Genomic DNA, 13,121 nt, shown 5'->3' with positions numbered 1-13,121 from the left:
GGTTCAGCGCGAGCTGATCTCGATGATGAAGTCGAGAAAGGCCCGGACCTTGGCCGGTGGCAGGTGCCGCGACGGGTACAGCGCATACAGTGGGAAGCGTTCGTCGGGCCAGTCGGGGAACAGTTCCACCAGCCGGCCCGACGCGAGCATCGGTTGCACGCCGAGGTCGAGCACCTGGGCGATCGCGTAGCCGGTCTCGCAGATGCTGTGCAGGGTGCCGACATCGTTGAGCACCAGCCGTGCGTTGTTGCGTACATCGAGCCGCTGACCGCCACGGTGGAATTCCCAGGGAAACGGCCGGCCGGTTTCCGGGTCGCGGAACGATACGCAGACATGCCGCTCATCCTCCATCTCCAGCGGTGTCAGCGGCCGGCCATGGCGCTTGAGATAGGCCGGCGCGGCACAGGTCAGCACCCGCACGTCGAGCAGCTTGCGCGCCACCAGCGACGAGGACGCCGGGTGGCCGAACCGCACCGCCAGGTCGAAGCCGTCGGCGACCACATCACCCAACTGGTCACGGGTGTAGAGCTCCAGTTGCAACTGCCGATGGCGGCTCATGAATTCGCCCAGTGCCGGACCGAGGATCAGCCGGGAGAAATAGGGATCGATATTCACCCGCAGGCGCCCGCGTACGCTGCTGGCACTGCCGCTGGCGTTGTGCGCGGCTTCTTCCAGACCGGCCAGCAGCGGTGCGATTTCCTCATAGAGGCGACGGCCTTCGTCGGTCAGTTTGACCGAACGGGTGGTGCGGTCGAACAGGCGGATGCCCAGGCGCTTCTCCAGTCGCGCGATCGCCCGGCTGACGCCGGAGGGGGTCATGTCGAGGCTGTCGGCGGCCTTGGCGAAGCTGCCGCTGTCGACCACGGCACTGAGGACGCCCATGCCGCCGGCCAGGCTGGAGTCGAAGCTCATTGATGATTTCCTGTCACTGATCCAATGACATCCATGCTATCGGAGAATGACTGTGCGCTGCGGATAATTCTTTCCACCGCGACAGACGTCGCTTCTCGCTGGAGGAAATTCTATGTATGCAGTCATGGGCACTACCGGTCAGGTCGGCGGCGCCATCGCCCGTCATTTGCTGGCGGCCGGGCAGCCGGTGCGGGCCCTGGTACGCAACGCGGCCAAGGGGCAGCTGTGGGCCGCGCAGGGTTGCCAGGTGGCAGTGGCCGAGGTCGATGATGTGCGGGCGATGGCCCAGGCGTTCAGTGCCGCTGAAGGTGTGTTCGTGATGCTGCCGCCGACTTTCGACCCGACCCCTGGCTTTCCGGAAGCCCGGCAATGGGTGGAAAACCTGCGTTCGGCGTTGGAGCGGGCGCGTCCGGCGAAGGTGGTGTGCCTGTCGACCGTCGGTGCACAGGCGAGCCGGCCGAACCTGCTCACTCAGTTGCAGATCCTCGAACAGGGCCTGGCCGGCCTGGATCTGCCGGTGACGTTCCTGCGTCCGGGCTGGTTCATGGAGAACGCGCTGTGGGACGTGCCGGCGGCCTTGGAAAGTGGGGTGATCCCCAGCTTCCTGCAACCGCTGGACAAGCCGGTGCCGATGGTCGCCACCGAGGATGTCGGTCGGCTGGCGGCGCAACTGCTGCTGGAGAACTGGAGCGGCCAGCGCATCGTCGAGCTGGAGGCGGCACAGCGGGTGACGCCGAACCAGATCGCCGCCGGCTTTGCCGAACTGCTGGGCAGGCCGGTGCGCATGGAGGTGGTCCCCCGGGAGAGCTGGCAGGCGCTGTTCAGCGCCCAGGGCATGAACAACCCGTTGCCGCGGATGCAGATGCTCGATGGTTTCAACGAGGGGTGGATCGAGTTTGCCGGGGCGTCGCGCAAGGGGCGGGTGGAGTTGCTGACGGTGCTCCGGGAGTTGCTGCAGCGCAGTGGTGTGGTTGGCTGACAGGCGTCGTTCCGAGGGGCCCTTTCGCGGGCTTGCCCGCGAAGGGGCCTGCCGGCCCCATGCAGAACCTACAGGAACATCCCGCCCGAAGCCTCGATCCGCTGCCCATTGATCCACTGCCCACCGTCCCCGAGCAGCAGCGCGATCGCCCCGCCGATATCCTCCGGCAGGCCGGCCCGGCCGAGTGCGGTGACGCTGGCGACGAAGGCATTCAGTTGCTGGTTGTCACGCACCGAACCACCGCCGAAATCGGTCTCGATGGCGCCGGGGGCCAGCGAGTTCACGCTGATGCCCCGGGCACCGAGTTCCTTGGCCTGGTAGCGGGTCAGCACCTCCATCGCGCCCTTCATCGCCGCGTAGGTGCCATAACCCGGCAGGCTGAAGCGGGCCAGGCCGCTGGAGATGTTGATGATGCGCCCACCATCGGCCATCAGCGGCAGCAGTCGCTGGGTCAGGAAGAACGGGCCCTTGAAGTGGACATTCAACAACTGGTCGAACTGCTCTTCCTGGACGTCGACGAACAGTCCGTGCAGGCCGACGCCGGCATTGTTTACCAGGAAATCGAAACGCGGCTGGGCGAAGGTGCCTTCGAGTACCGCGGCCACGCGTTCGGCGAAGGTCCTGAAGCCGGCGACGACACCGACATCCAGCTGCAGCATGGCGGCGCGTGCGCCGAGCCGTTCGACCTCGGCCGCCACGGCCTGGGCCTCGTCCGCCCGGCTGTGGTAGGTACCGATGATGTCCACGCCGCGGGCGGCGAGTTGCAGCGCGGTATTCCTGCCCAGGCCGCGGCTGGCGCCGGTGATCAGTGCGATCTTGCGAGTCATGTCGTATTCCTCGGGTGATGGGTGAGTGTTGGAGAAAGTTTATTTGTCCGTCTGGCAGGCGATAAACTGAGGGAAAACGGAAACACTGATCGCTCTGTCCGAACAATCGGAGTCGCCCTGCCATGAACAAGCTGGAGTTGCTGCGCACCTTCATCCGCGTCACCGAGCTGTCGAGCTTTACCCAGGCCAGCGAGAGCATGGGGTTGCCCAGGTCGAGTGTTTCCGAGCATGTCCAAACCCTCGAGGACCTGCTGGGCACGCGCCTGTTGCAGCGCACCACGCGCAAGGTCCAGGCGACCCAGGACGGCCTGGTGCTGTACGAACGCAGCAAGGAACTGCTGTCCCAGGTGGATGAGCTGGAGGGGCTGTTCCGCCAGGATGCGAGCCTGCTCGGCGGGCGTATCCGCTTCGACATGCCCAGTGCCATGGCGCGACGGGTGGTGATGCCGCGTCTGCCGGAGTTCATGGCCCGGCATCCGCGGATCGAACTGGAGATCAGCAGCACCGATCGCCGGGTCGATCTGCTCAGCGAAGGCTTCGACTGCGTGCTGCGGGTCGGTGCGCAACCGGATCAGACGGTGGTGGCGCGGCCTGTGAGTTCGCTGCCGGTGGTCAATTGCGCCAGCCCCGCCTATCTGCAACGGCATGGCATGCCGTCGAGCCCGGAAGATCTCGTTGACCATCGGCTGATCCACTATGTCGGCGTGCTGGGCTCGCGGTCTTCGGGCTTCGAGTACCTGCACGATGGCAAGCTGATCCAGGTCCCCATGGCCGGCAGCGTCACGGTCAACGGTATCGACTGTTACGAAGGCGCCTGCCTCGGCGGCCTGGGGCTGATCCAGGCGCCGTTGCTGGGGATGGCCCGGCACCTGGAACGCGGCGACCTGATCGAGGTATTGCCCGGGTTTCGGCCGGCGCCGCTGGACGTGTCGCTGCTGTATGCCGGGCAACGGCACCTGCCACGGCGGGTGCGGGTGTTCATGGAGTGGTTGGTGCAGGTACTGCATGACGCCTGTGAGGGCGTGAAACGACAAACCCCACCTTGAGGGTGGGGTCTGCGGGTGGAGCCTGAAGGCGGGTTCAGAACAGCTGGGTGAACAGCCAGTACAGGCTGCCCGACAGCAGGATCGCCGCCGGCAGGGTCAGCACCCAGGCCATCGCCAGGTTGCGGATGGTCTTCATCTGCAGGCCGCCGCCATTGGCGACCATGGTCCCGGCCACCCCCGAGGACAGCACATGGGTGGTCGATACCGGCAAGCCGTACATGTCCGCCGCGCCGATGGTCAGCATCGCGACCATTTCCGCCGAGGCGCCCTGGGCGTAGGTCAGGTGGCTCTTGCCGATCTTCTCGCCGACGGTGACCACGATCCGCTTCCAGCCGACCAGGGTGCCGAGGCCCAGGGCGATGGCCACGGCGATCTTCACCCACAACGGGATGAAGCGGGTGGCGCCGTCGATCTGTTGCTTGAACAGTTGCAGCTTGCCCTGGGTGTCGGCGTCGAAGTTGCCGACCTTGTTCTTGTCCATCAGGCGAATGGCTTCGGAACTCAGGTACATGTCGTTGCGCACGTTGCCCATGGCCTCGGCGGGTACCTTGGCCAGTGAGCCATAGCCTTTCACCTCCTCACCGATCCGGCCGGTCAGGGCGGCCAGGGCCGGCACCAGGTCCGGCTTTACCTGTTGGGTGCGGATGTATTCGGTGAGCACCGGACGCGGATCGGCCGGGGCGGGTTGCGGGACGGCCTTGACCAGGGCGGCCTGGGTCACTTCGGCCACGGCGGCGAACTGCAGGGCCTGTTCGGCCGGCATGGTGCGGTTCAGCGCGTAGGCCATCGGCAGGGTACCGACCAGGATCAGCATGATCAGGCCCATGCCTTTCTGCCCGTCGTTGGAACCATGGGCAAAGGACACGCCGGTGCACGTCAGGATCAGCAGGCCACGGATCCACCACGGTGGTGGCTCGTTGCCCTTGGGCGCCTTGTACAGCGCGCGGTTTTTCACGAACAGGCGCAGCGCCACCAGCAGCAGGGCGGCCAGGGCGAAACCGATGAGCGGGGAGAACAGCAGTGCGTAGCCGATCTTGGTCACCTGGCTCCAGTCCACGCCGCTGGTGCCGTCGCGGCCGTGCATCAGGGCGTTGGCCACGCCGACGCCGATGATCGAGCCGATCAAGGTATGGGACGACGAGGCCGGCAGGCCCAGCCACCAGGTACCGAGGTTCCACAGGATGGCGGCGATCAGCAGGGCGAAGATCATCGCGAAGCCGGAGGACGAACCCACTTGCAGGATCAGTTCCACCGGCAGCAGGGCAATGATGCCGAAGGCCACCGCACCGCTGGACAGCAGCACGCCGAGGAAGTTGAAGCAGCCGGACCAGACCACGGCGAAGTGCGGCGGCAGCGAGTGGGTGTAGATCACGGTGGCCACGGCGTTGGCGGTGTCGTGGAACCCGTTGACGAATTCGAAGCCCAGGGCGATCAGCAGGGCGACGCCGAGCAGCAGGAAGGGCGTCCAGGTGGTGACCACGGTGCCGAGTTCGTGCATGTCATGCACGAGGCTGTAGGCGGTGAACAACAGGCCGACGGCCAGCAGCGCGAAGAAGAGGACGGCGGTGAAGACGTGGGGTTTGCTTTCCAGCTGCGGCCTGCCGTCGCTGGCGGAGGCAGCAGTCAATGAAGGGGTAGCCATGCCTGAAATCCTGTTTGGGAACGGGTATCAGTCATGATCATTGCTAAATGTTACAGAGAGGCTGCCACAGATCAGTATCCGTGGATTTTACCGGGCCGATGGTCTGACAGGCTGCCGCCAGGATGAGCGGGTACACCCTGAACCCGGGGGCTCAGTAATCCTGGCGCTTGCGAAACGCCCAGCGTCCGGCCAGCAGGGTGAAGGTCGCCACCAGCGCCACCAGAATCCAGAACCCTTCCGGGTCGCCGGCCAGCGGGATGCCACCGACGTTCATGCCGAAGAAACCGGCGATGATGTTGATCGGCAGCGCCAGCACCGTGACCACCGTCAGGGTGAACAGGCTGCGGTTGGTCTGTTCGTTGACGGTGGCGGCGATCTCTTCCTGCAGCAACTTGATCCGCTCGCCCAGGGCCTCGAGGTCGCTGAGGATCAGCGAAAACTCCTCGGTGGACTTGCGCAGTTCCTTGACGTCCTCCTTCTGCAGCCACTGTGGCGGGCGGTTGAGCAGCCGCAGCAGCGAGCCCGGCTCAAGGGCCAGCAGCCGTTGCAGGCGCACCAGCACCCGGCGCATGGCACCCAGCTCCGCGCGATTGATGGTCAGGCGCTGGGCGAGCAACTGGTCCTCGATCTGGTCGACGCTGAGGGTGGTCTTGCGCACGATCTGGGTCAGCACTTCACCCTGGTCGCGCAGCAGGTGCACCAGCAATTCCAGCGGCGAACGGAAGTGTTCGCCGGCCTTGACCGAGGAGCGCAGCTTGTCGACCGAGTGCAGGGGCTGCAGGCGGGCGCTGATCAGCAGCTTGCTGCGTGCGCAGACCCAGAGTGTCGAGACATCCGAGGAGGTCATGCTGCCAAGGTTGAACACCACGTCGTTGACCACCGCCAGCAGGGCGTTGTCGACATGTTCGATGCGGGTCGAGCGTGAGCCTTCGTGCAGGGCTTCGAAGAATTCGTCGGGCAGCGACAGATGGGTGGTCATCCAGCGTTCGCAGGCCGCGTGGGCGAGGTTCAGGTGCAGCCAGAGAAACGCTTCGTCGTCCTCGGGGTTCTGCAGGTAGCGCAGGGCGGTGGCGGAGTCGATTTCCTCGCCGCGCTCGCCGGCGCGAAAGCGAAAACCGTAAAGCAGGCCGAACAGGTCCGGATCGCGGTGACTTTGGTCAAGGCTGTGGTTCATGGAGGCTCGCTGAAATGAAGCGCCCGAAACATTTTTTTACAGGTTCGCTTGAGCCGCATCATCTCAGGGCGTTTTGACATTTTTGTTACGGATTGACGTGCACAATCGCGGCCCATGACCGGTGGTCGGCTCGACTCAAGCGCCGTACCGGTGCGCCGATGGCGAAGGTGTAGGCTGCGGCGTTTTGGGCCACAAGCCACGATGTCGCTGACAGGGATGTTTTGACTGTTCGCACTCCTGATCGGAGTGCCCAATCCCTGTCCAGAGATACCCACGATGTTGCAGAAATCCTTGAGAGCCCAGATTCTCGCGCTACTGAGCGGCAGCCTGTTGGCGATGCTGTTGATCGCACTGACCTGCTTCCACTTCCTGTCCAACGGCATACGCGACTATCGGGAGCTGATCGGGGGGCCGTTGCTCGCGTCGCAACTGGTGGACGAGGCCAACCTGCGGTTCAAGGAGCAGGTGCAGGAATGGAAGAACGTCCTCTTGCGTGGCAAGCAGCCTCAGGACCTGAACCAGTACTGGCGCCAGTTCGAGGATCGCCAGCGTGACGTGCAGGATATTCTCGGCCGCCTGGCGGCGCAGCCGGCTATCGACAGCAGCCTGAAGGCCCAGGTCGAAAGGCTGCGCGAGGAGCACCGCCAGCTCGGTGTCGCCTACCAGAAGGGCCGTGATGCCTACGTTGCCAGTGGCGCCGAGCCGAGTGCCGGCGATCAGGCGGTCAAGGGCGTGGACCGTGCCACCAGCGAGCAGATGAGCGTGCTGGTCAGCCAGTTGCGCAAGGCCGGCGATGCACAGTCGGCCGCCATCAGCGAGGCCGCCGGGCGCACGGTCTGGAGCGGTATCGTGGTGATGCTGGTGTCAGGTCTGCTGATCGCGCTGCTGAGCCTGTGGCTGGTCAATCGCAACCTGGTCGAACCGATTCGCCGCCTGATCGACTATGTGGCGCAACTGAGCCATGGCCAGTTCGCCGAGCGCGTGGCCGCCGACCGCCAGGATGAGCTGGGGCGTCTGGCCGTTGCCGCCAATACCCTGCGGGACTTTCTCGCCGATACGTTCAATCGCCTCAAGCTCAGCACCGCCAACCTGGACAGTGCCAGTGGCGAACTGAACGCGATTGCCGGCCTGATGGCTACGGGTACCCATGAGCAGTTCGAACGGACCGACCAGGTGGCGACGGCGATGACCGAGATGTCCGCCACGGCCCAGGAAGTCGCCCGGCACGCCGCCGCTGCGGCCGGCGCCGCCGACGAAGCCGACCGCTCGGCCCAGCAGGGCGAACTGGTGATGCGGTCGACCATCCAGACCATCACCCGCATGCGCACGGAAATCTCCACGACCGCTACGGTCATTCGCCAGCTGGAAAGCGACAGCGGGCGGATCGGCAAGGTGCTTGAAGTGATCCGCGGGATCGCCGAGCAGACCAACCTGCTGGCGCTCAACGCGGCCATCGAAGCGGCACGGGCCGGCGAGGCCGGACGTGGTTTCGCGGTGGTGGCCGATGAAGTTCGCAGCCTGGCCCAACGCACGGCCGCGTCGATTCTGGAAATCAACCAGATCATCCAGTCGGTGCAGACCGGGGCGGTGGACGCGGCCCAGGCCATCGAGGGCGGCCAGGCCCGCAGCGACGAAAGCGTGGAGCAGGTGACCGAGGCCGGCGCGATGCTCGAGCGCATCACCGCGGCCGTCGAGGCCATCCGTGACATGAACCGGCAGATTGCCACGGCCGCCGAGGAACAGACGTCGGTGGCCGAGGATATTTCCCGCAACCTCACCGAGATCACCGCGATTGCCAGCACCAACCTGGACAACGTCAAGCGTACCGAGGCAGCCAGCAGCAATCTACACGGCCTGTCGGGGCAATTGAACGAAGTCACCGCCAGGCTCGGGGCCTGAGCCTTATCCTGGCGTCGCGGTTGTGTATCGGGATGCTGACCAACGGGATACAGGATAGGTCTCAAACCGGCCAATCTTCTGTCGATGATGGGGTATCACCACCTCGATAGGGTATTTCCCATGGTCAGCATCACCTCGGTCACCATCACCCCAAGCCAGTCCACCCGTACCGCCACCCAGGCAGCCAGCAGCGACGACAGCACGACGACCGGTACCGTCGCCGCCAGCAGCACCGATACCACCAAGACCGCTGGTACCCAGGCGGCCGCTGGCGGTGGCGCGGCGGGCAGCGGCGACAGCTCCAGTTCGGAGTCCGATACCGTCAAGGCGCTGCGCAAGCAACTGGCCGAGTTGCAGAAGCAGTTGCAGGAACAGGAGCAGCAATTGCAGAAGGCCCAGGCCAGCAACGACAGCGACGAAGCCAAGGCGACTGCCGTGGCCACCGCTTCGGCTCAGGTCGCGACGATTTCCGCCTCGATCCAGACCGTCACCGCGGCCTTGACCCAGGCGCTCCAGGAGTCCGGCAGCAGTACGTCGGGCGGTACCGTCAACACGACCGCCTGAGTGCTTGGACAGCATCTCCCGGGGTTATGGGAGGATGAAAACGAACAAGCCGCACGTTCCGGGTGGAACGCGCGGCTTGTGATTCACGGGGCGGACGATCAGCTGTCGCGCTTCTCCTGCAGGACGGCGGCGCTCTTGGCGTCGAGTTTGACTTCCCACTTCACGCCGTCGGCGGCCTTGAGTTCGACTTCATAGACATAGCCACCACTGGTGCCATGGTCCAGTTCGGTGTCGGTGATGGTCGCGCCTGGGTACTTGGCCAGGGCGGCCTGGTTGAGCTTGTCGAAGTCGGCGATCGCACCGGATTTCAGCAGCCCGGGAATGTGGTCCGGACGGACATCGGCCGAAGCGAAGCCGGCAACGAGAGTCAGGGCGGAGGCGGTCAGCAGGGTCGAGAGGGCTTTCATCGGGGGATTCCTTGTCTGGATGATTTCAGTGGGGTCAGCCTAAGTGTTGCAACTTAATTCACCCTTAAATTGACCCCCTGTTCTTGCTGACTGACGATTGCGTCGTTTGTTCAATCGCGCGTAGAGCGCGCCTTTCAAGCGCCAGGCGCAGGCGGCGCCACAGTACCAGGCGGTGACCGGCGCCTCGGGCGTCAGGATCACCTGATGGGCGGAGTGGGCATGGGGCGCGGTGGCCCCAGCTCACCGTGGATCAGGGCGTAGTCACGCCCCAGCCAGAGGACGCCGTTCCACTCGCGGCCCGTCACTCAGTAACCGTTGGCCTCGAGGATTTGCGGCACGGTTTTCGGCGAGGCACGCTTGAAGTACTTGAGCAGTTCGGAGGCGCGGTTGGTGAAGATGCCATCGACACCGGCGTCCATGACCTTCTTGAAGTCCACCGGTTCGTCGACGGTATAGACGTGAACCAGCAGGCCTTTATCGTGGGTCAGCTGGTTCATCCACGGTTTGACCAGGTCGGAGTAGCTCTGGTCGCCGCCATGGGTCAGTTCGGCCGACGGGCCGGTGCCGATGGCGCCATTGGCCTTGGCGAAGTCCACCCACTTGATGAACTCGGCCTTGTCCTTCGGTTCCTGCTTGGCGTAGTAGGCGGCCTTGGTCTTCTCGCCGGAGTCGGCGAAGCTGACGTTCGACTTGGGTTCGATGCTGCCTTCGCCGACCCACAGCAGGAGAATCTTCGGCGTGTTCGGCATTTCCTTCTGCAGCAACTCCAGGCTGCTCTTCTCGAAGGTCTGCAGGATCACCCGGCCGGCGCCCTGGCCGACCTGTGGCTGCTCCTTGGAGTGGACCTTGTCCGGGCCGAGCAGGCCACGTTCCTGCAGCTTGTTCTTGAGGTCATGCTCGATACCGGGGAACTGCTTGGGTTCCTTGGTCTCGATGTACAGGCCGGGGCGATGCCTGGGGTTGGCCTGGGCGATGTCGATGATCTGGTCGAGGCTGAGAATCTTCAGGCCGACATAGGATGGCCGCGCGCGCTCGGGGTAGGCCTTGTTGAACCAGCTGCCGGCGTCCAGGGTTTGCAGTTCGGCCCAGGTGAACTCGTTGGCCGGGCTGTCCTTGCGTTCGGGGAACTTGCTGGCGACGTCGGTGGTGCGCGACAGGTTGTTGTCATGCAGGGCGAAGATCACCCCGTCCTTGCTGCGCTGCAGGTCCATTTCCAGGTAGTCGGCGCCGAGGTCGCGGGCCAGGGTGTAGGAGGCCGCGGTGGATTCGGGGGCATCGAAGGACGCGCCACGGTGGGCGATCACCGCCGGATGGGGAATCCCGGCCTTGGCCGCGAGCTCGGCCGGGGTGGTGCCGGCTTGTGCCGTGTCCAGCCCCATGGCCAGCAGCAGGCTCATGAGCAGAGCGCTTTTCTTGAAGGTGGCGGCGCTGAAGGTGACAGGCATTGCGAATTCCTTTCGTACGGAGTGAAGGTCCTCTTTTAACAACTGAATGCTTCAAGTGCTATCGCGAAATGGCTGCAAGAGCCGGTTGTGTCGTTTTTTCGACACAATCAGGACGGATTTTGCAGTAGGCTTGAGCGGCAGTTTCTCCTGTAGAAGGAAACGCGCTGCCCACCTTGTGTGTAAACCATCGACCCATGGGCCTTCGGGCTCGCCAGTGAGGTTTACCATGCGCATCACTTCCGAACTCATCTGTCAGGCCGCCGACCAGCTCAAGGGTTTCGTCGGCCTGAATCGCAAGACCGGCCAGTACATCGTGCGTTTCAGCGAGGACTCCTTCGGCTTGGACGTGGCCGACGACGGGATCATTCCGGCCAGCGAATTCGTCTGGCTACCGGCAGGGCAGGAGGCCATGCGTCTGGCCCGGGAGCGGATCCAGTTGCTGTTGGATCAGAACATCGACCAGCGGATCAACATCACCGAGCCGTTGCGGGTGTACATGCAGCGGGTGGACATGCCCCAGATCGCCGCATTGCGCCGGGTCGTGCCGGGCTGACACGAGCGGGCGGCCGGCTCAGCGATCGAAGCGATAGGCGCGTTCGACCTTGCAGACGCGGGTCTGGCACGTCTCGTACCAGGTCGAGCGGCCGCGCTCGCGGATTTCGCTGTGCTCGGCATGCTGCTTCCAGGCGAGGATCGCCGCTTCGTCCTGCCAGTACGAGACGGTGATGCCCAGGCCGTCATCCCCGCGTGCCGACTCGACACCGAGGAAGCCTGGCTGCTCGCGAGCCAGGTCGAGCATGCGCTGGGCGGCCTCGGCGTAACCCTGGTCGCCTGCCGTGCGCAGTGAGGTGAAGATCACCGCGTAGTAGGGAGGCTGGGGCGTGCTGGCAATCATGCGTGTTCTCCGGCGCAGGCGCTCAGGAAGGCGCTGACCAGTGGCGGCGCGATCCCCTGCAGGGCGGCCCGCTCCGGCTGGAACAGCGTCGCGACGAAAAACGGATGGTTTGCCAGTTCGACGGCCCGCAGTTCCCCCCTGTCGTCGTGGCCGGCGGCTTGCAGGTCGGTGTCGAGCAGCGCCGCTTCGAAGGCCGGGTTGATGCCGTAGCGGCAGTGATAACCCTCGTGGGTTCGCTGGCTGGCATAGGCCCTGGCGATACGCGAGCCTTCGACCAGGCGGATACCGTCGGTGGCCTCCACCAGGGAGCAGCTCAGGGCCGAGATCACCGCGCGCGGCGAATCCGGCGCTTCCTCACCGTGCTGCGCGTCGTCCCAGCCGAGCACGTGACGGGCATACTCGAGAATCGCGTACTGGAAGCCGGCACAGGTGCCGAGGTAGGGGAGTCGTTGTTCACGAGCATGGCCAATGGCAAGCAAGGCGCCATCGAGGCTGCGATACGGGCTGGCGGGAACGCACCAGATGCCGTCGAAGCCTGCCAGATCGTCCGCGGTCTCGATGCTGTCGGTCGCCACCCAGTGGGCCTGTACCTGCAGGCCGTTGGCCTGGGCGGCCAGTTGCAGGGCCACGGGGATGGCCTTGTGGGCCGTCACTTGCGGGTCGTGATCGCCGACCAGGGCAATCTTCAGGGCGGGGCGCAGTTCCATGGGCTTCTCCAGCTTGTCGGTCTCTGCGCCGGACTATAGGTCTGCCTGTTCGCCAGCAAAATAGGCATTCGCTCAAGTGAACAATGCCGCTGTGCAATCAAGTCGCGGGACGACGCGACAGGCACGCCAGGTCATCTGCCGATGTCCTGGCGTGTCGGGTGCTCAGTGCACCCTGTCGTTGGCGAACATGCTGACCGCCTGTACGGCATTGCTCGCCCCGTCGCGGATCTGCAGGATCACCGTACCGGCCTCGTCCGCCAGGCCGACGCCCTTGGACGCCCGGTCGCGGGTGCCGTTCATGCTCTGGATGGCCTGCTGGGTTTCGCTCTGGATCATGCCGATCATGCTGGATATCTCGGCGGTGGAGCCGCTGGTACGTGCCGCGAGCAGACGGACTTCATCGGCCACCACGGCGAAGCCGCGACCCTGCTCGCCGGCCCGGGCCGCTTCGATCGCGGCATTGAGGGCCAGCAGGTTGGTCTGCTCGGCGATCCCACGAATGGTGTTGACGATGGCGGTAATCTGTTCCGAGCGCTCGCCCAGCTTGGCGATCAGATTGGACGAACCTTCGATGTTCGAGGCAATCTCGCGCATTTCGCTGGCGGCCTGCTGGATCACTTCGGT

The 13,121-nt window shown here is 64.8% G+C and carries 13 protein-coding genes and 2 pseudogenes; 6 read left to right on the top strand and 9 right to left on the bottom strand.

Annotation, left to right across the window (positions count from 1 at the left end; translation table 11 throughout):
• Positions 1 to 3: 3 nt before the first annotated feature.
• Entirely contained in the window at positions 4 to 912 is a 909-nt protein-coding gene (locus ACZ5KU_RS24875) for a LysR family transcriptional regulator (RefSeq protein ID WP_464736415.1), read from the bottom strand.
• Positions 913 to 1,024: 112 nt separating this feature from the next.
• On the opposite strand from ACZ5KU_RS24875, the gene ACZ5KU_RS24870 reads away from it, so the two are divergent.
• On the top strand, positions 1,025 to 1,891 hold the full coding sequence (locus ACZ5KU_RS24870) for an NmrA family NAD(P)-binding protein (protein ID WP_464736414.1): 867 nt from the start codon (positions 1,025 to 1,027) through the stop codon (positions 1,889 to 1,891).
• 68 nt (positions 1,892 to 1,959) lie between these two features.
• On the opposite strand, the gene ACZ5KU_RS24865 is transcribed toward ACZ5KU_RS24870, so the two are convergent.
• The gene (locus ACZ5KU_RS24865; protein ID WP_464736413.1) at positions 1,960 to 2,718 is read right to left on the bottom strand and encodes an SDR family NAD(P)-dependent oxidoreductase; all 759 of its coding nucleotides are present in this window, start codon (positions 2,716 to 2,718) and stop codon (positions 1,960 to 1,962) included.
• A gap of 122 nt (positions 2,719 to 2,840) precedes the next feature.
• Between ACZ5KU_RS24865 and ACZ5KU_RS24860 the strand changes: the two genes are divergently transcribed.
• Positions 2,841 to 3,764: a LysR family transcriptional regulator gene (locus ACZ5KU_RS24860; protein WP_464736412.1), complete on the top strand. Its 924-nt coding sequence runs from the start codon at positions 2,841 to 2,843 to the stop codon at positions 3,762 to 3,764.
• A 34-nt stretch (positions 3,765 to 3,798) separates the two neighbouring features.
• Here ACZ5KU_RS24860 and ACZ5KU_RS24855 read toward each other — a convergent pair whose 3' ends face one another.
• Positions 3,799 to 5,406 carry an inorganic phosphate transporter gene (locus ACZ5KU_RS24855; RefSeq protein WP_054058359.1) on the bottom strand — a complete coding sequence of 536 codons (1,608 nt, stop codon included), beginning with the start codon at positions 5,404 to 5,406 and terminating at the stop codon, positions 3,799 to 3,801.
• Between the two features lie 151 nt (positions 5,407 to 5,557).
• Positions 5,558 to 6,580, bottom strand: coding sequence for a transporter (locus ACZ5KU_RS24850; RefSeq protein WP_054061595.1), 1,023 nt, complete (start codon positions 6,578 to 6,580; stop codon positions 5,558 to 5,560).
• Positions 6,581 to 6,856: 276 nt separating this feature from the next.
• Between ACZ5KU_RS24850 and ACZ5KU_RS24845 the strand changes: the two are divergent.
• From ACZ5KU_RS24845 to ACZ5KU_RS24835, 3 genes and pseudogenes are all read left to right on the top strand, one after another.
• Positions 6,857 to 7,546 (top strand): annotated as a pseudogene (locus ACZ5KU_RS24845) (methyl-accepting chemotaxis protein); the annotation flags it as partial.
• A gap of 165 nt (positions 7,547 to 7,711) precedes the next feature.
• Positions 7,712 to 8,479 (top strand): methyl-accepting chemotaxis protein, encoded by a 768-nt coding sequence (locus ACZ5KU_RS24840; protein ID WP_464737435.1) that lies wholly within the window; start codon positions 7,712 to 7,714, stop codon positions 8,477 to 8,479.
• 120 nt (positions 8,480 to 8,599) lie between these two features.
• Positions 8,600 to 9,043 carry a hypothetical protein gene (locus tag ACZ5KU_RS24835; RefSeq protein WP_054057924.1) on the top strand — a complete coding sequence of 148 codons (444 nt, stop codon included), beginning with the start codon at positions 8,600 to 8,602 and terminating at the stop codon, positions 9,041 to 9,043.
• Between the two features lie 98 nt (positions 9,044 to 9,141).
• On the opposite strand, the gene ACZ5KU_RS24830 is transcribed toward ACZ5KU_RS24835, so the two are convergent.
• Together ACZ5KU_RS24830 and ACZ5KU_RS24825 are read right to left on the bottom strand one after the other, a co-directional pair.
• Positions 9,142 to 9,450 carry a PepSY domain-containing protein gene (locus tag ACZ5KU_RS24830; RefSeq protein WP_054057925.1) on the bottom strand — a complete coding sequence of 103 codons (309 nt, stop codon included), beginning with the start codon at positions 9,448 to 9,450 and terminating at the stop codon, positions 9,142 to 9,144.
• Positions 9,451 to 9,755: 305 nt separating this feature from the next.
• Entirely contained in the window at positions 9,756 to 10,895 is a 1,140-nt protein-coding gene (locus ACZ5KU_RS24825) for a glycerophosphodiester phosphodiesterase (RefSeq protein WP_416770263.1), read from the bottom strand.
• Positions 10,896 to 11,121: 226 nt separating this feature from the next.
• Between ACZ5KU_RS24825 and ACZ5KU_RS24820 the strand changes: the two genes are divergently transcribed.
• Positions 11,122 to 11,448 carry a DUF2025 family protein gene (locus ACZ5KU_RS24820; RefSeq protein ID WP_464736411.1) on the top strand — a complete coding sequence of 109 codons (327 nt, stop codon included), beginning with the start codon at positions 11,122 to 11,124 and terminating at the stop codon, positions 11,446 to 11,448.
• Between the two features lie 18 nt (positions 11,449 to 11,466).
• Here the strand turns inward: ACZ5KU_RS24820 and ACZ5KU_RS24815 are convergent, their stop codons facing one another.
• The 3 genes and pseudogenes from ACZ5KU_RS24815 to ACZ5KU_RS24805 all read right to left on the bottom strand — a co-directional run.
• Entirely contained in the window at positions 11,467 to 11,790 is a 324-nt protein-coding gene (locus tag ACZ5KU_RS24815) for an antibiotic biosynthesis monooxygenase family protein (protein ID WP_464736410.1), read from the bottom strand.
• On the bottom strand, positions 11,787 to 12,497 hold the full coding sequence (locus ACZ5KU_RS24810; RefSeq protein ID WP_464736409.1) for a CTP synthase C-terminal region-related (seleno)protein: 711 nt from the start codon (positions 12,495 to 12,497) through the stop codon (positions 11,787 to 11,789). The genes ACZ5KU_RS24815 and ACZ5KU_RS24810 overlap by 4 nt, the downstream gene beginning before the upstream one ends.
• Positions 12,498 to 12,659: 162 nt before the next feature.
• A pseudogene (locus ACZ5KU_RS24805) lies at positions 12,660 to 13,094 on the bottom strand (methyl-accepting chemotaxis protein); the annotation flags it as partial.
• Positions 13,095 to 13,121: the final 27 nt, after the last annotated feature.

The sequence above is a fragment of the Pseudomonas sp. Tof1 genome (assembly GCF_055390395.1).
Note: the sequence above shows the minus strand (reverse complement) of the source record. Positions and strands in the feature narration are given on the sequence as shown.

Bases quoted from the DNA above. Each gene is read 5' to 3' on its own strand.
- ACZ5KU_RS24875 (WP_464736415.1), bottom strand. From the start codon at position 912: ATGAGCTTCGACTCCAGCCTGGCCGGCGGCATGGGCGTCCTCAGTGCC.
- ACZ5KU_RS24820 (WP_464736411.1), top strand. From the start codon at position 11,122: ATGCGCATCACTTCCGAACTCATCTGTCAGGCCGCCGACCAGCTCAAG.
- ACZ5KU_RS24870 (WP_464736414.1), top strand. From the start codon at position 1,025: ATGTATGCAGTCATGGGCACTACCGGTCAGGTCGGCGGCGCCATCGCC.
- ACZ5KU_RS24825 (WP_416770263.1), bottom strand. From the start codon at position 10,895: ATGCCTGTCACCTTCAGCGCCGCCACCTTCAAGAAAAGCGCTCTGCTC.
- ACZ5KU_RS24835 (WP_054057924.1), top strand. From the start codon at position 8,600: ATGGTCAGCATCACCTCGGTCACCATCACCCCAAGCCAGTCCACCCGT.
- ACZ5KU_RS24810 (WP_464736409.1), bottom strand. From the start codon at position 12,497: ATGGAACTGCGCCCCGCCCTGAAGATTGCCCTGGTCGGCGATCACGAC.
- ACZ5KU_RS24850 (WP_054061595.1), bottom strand. From the start codon at position 6,580: ATGAACCACAGCCTTGACCAAAGTCACCGCGATCCGGACCTGTTCGGC.
- ACZ5KU_RS24840 (WP_464737435.1), top strand. From the start codon at position 7,712: ATGGCTACGGGTACCCATGAGCAGTTCGAACGGACCGACCAGGTGGCG.
- ACZ5KU_RS24830 (WP_054057925.1), bottom strand. From the start codon at position 9,450: ATGAAAGCCCTCTCGACCCTGCTGACCGCCTCCGCCCTGACTCTCGTT.
- ACZ5KU_RS24815 (WP_464736410.1), bottom strand. From the start codon at position 11,790: ATGATTGCCAGCACGCCCCAGCCTCCCTACTACGCGGTGATCTTCACC.
- ACZ5KU_RS24860 (WP_464736412.1), top strand. From the start codon at position 2,841: ATGAACAAGCTGGAGTTGCTGCGCACCTTCATCCGCGTCACCGAGCTG.
- ACZ5KU_RS24865 (WP_464736413.1), bottom strand. From the start codon at position 2,718: ATGACTCGCAAGATCGCACTGATCACCGGCGCCAGCCGCGGCCTGGGC.
- ACZ5KU_RS24855 (WP_054058359.1), bottom strand. From the start codon at position 5,406: ATGGCTACCCCTTCATTGACTGCTGCCTCCGCCAGCGACGGCAGGCCG.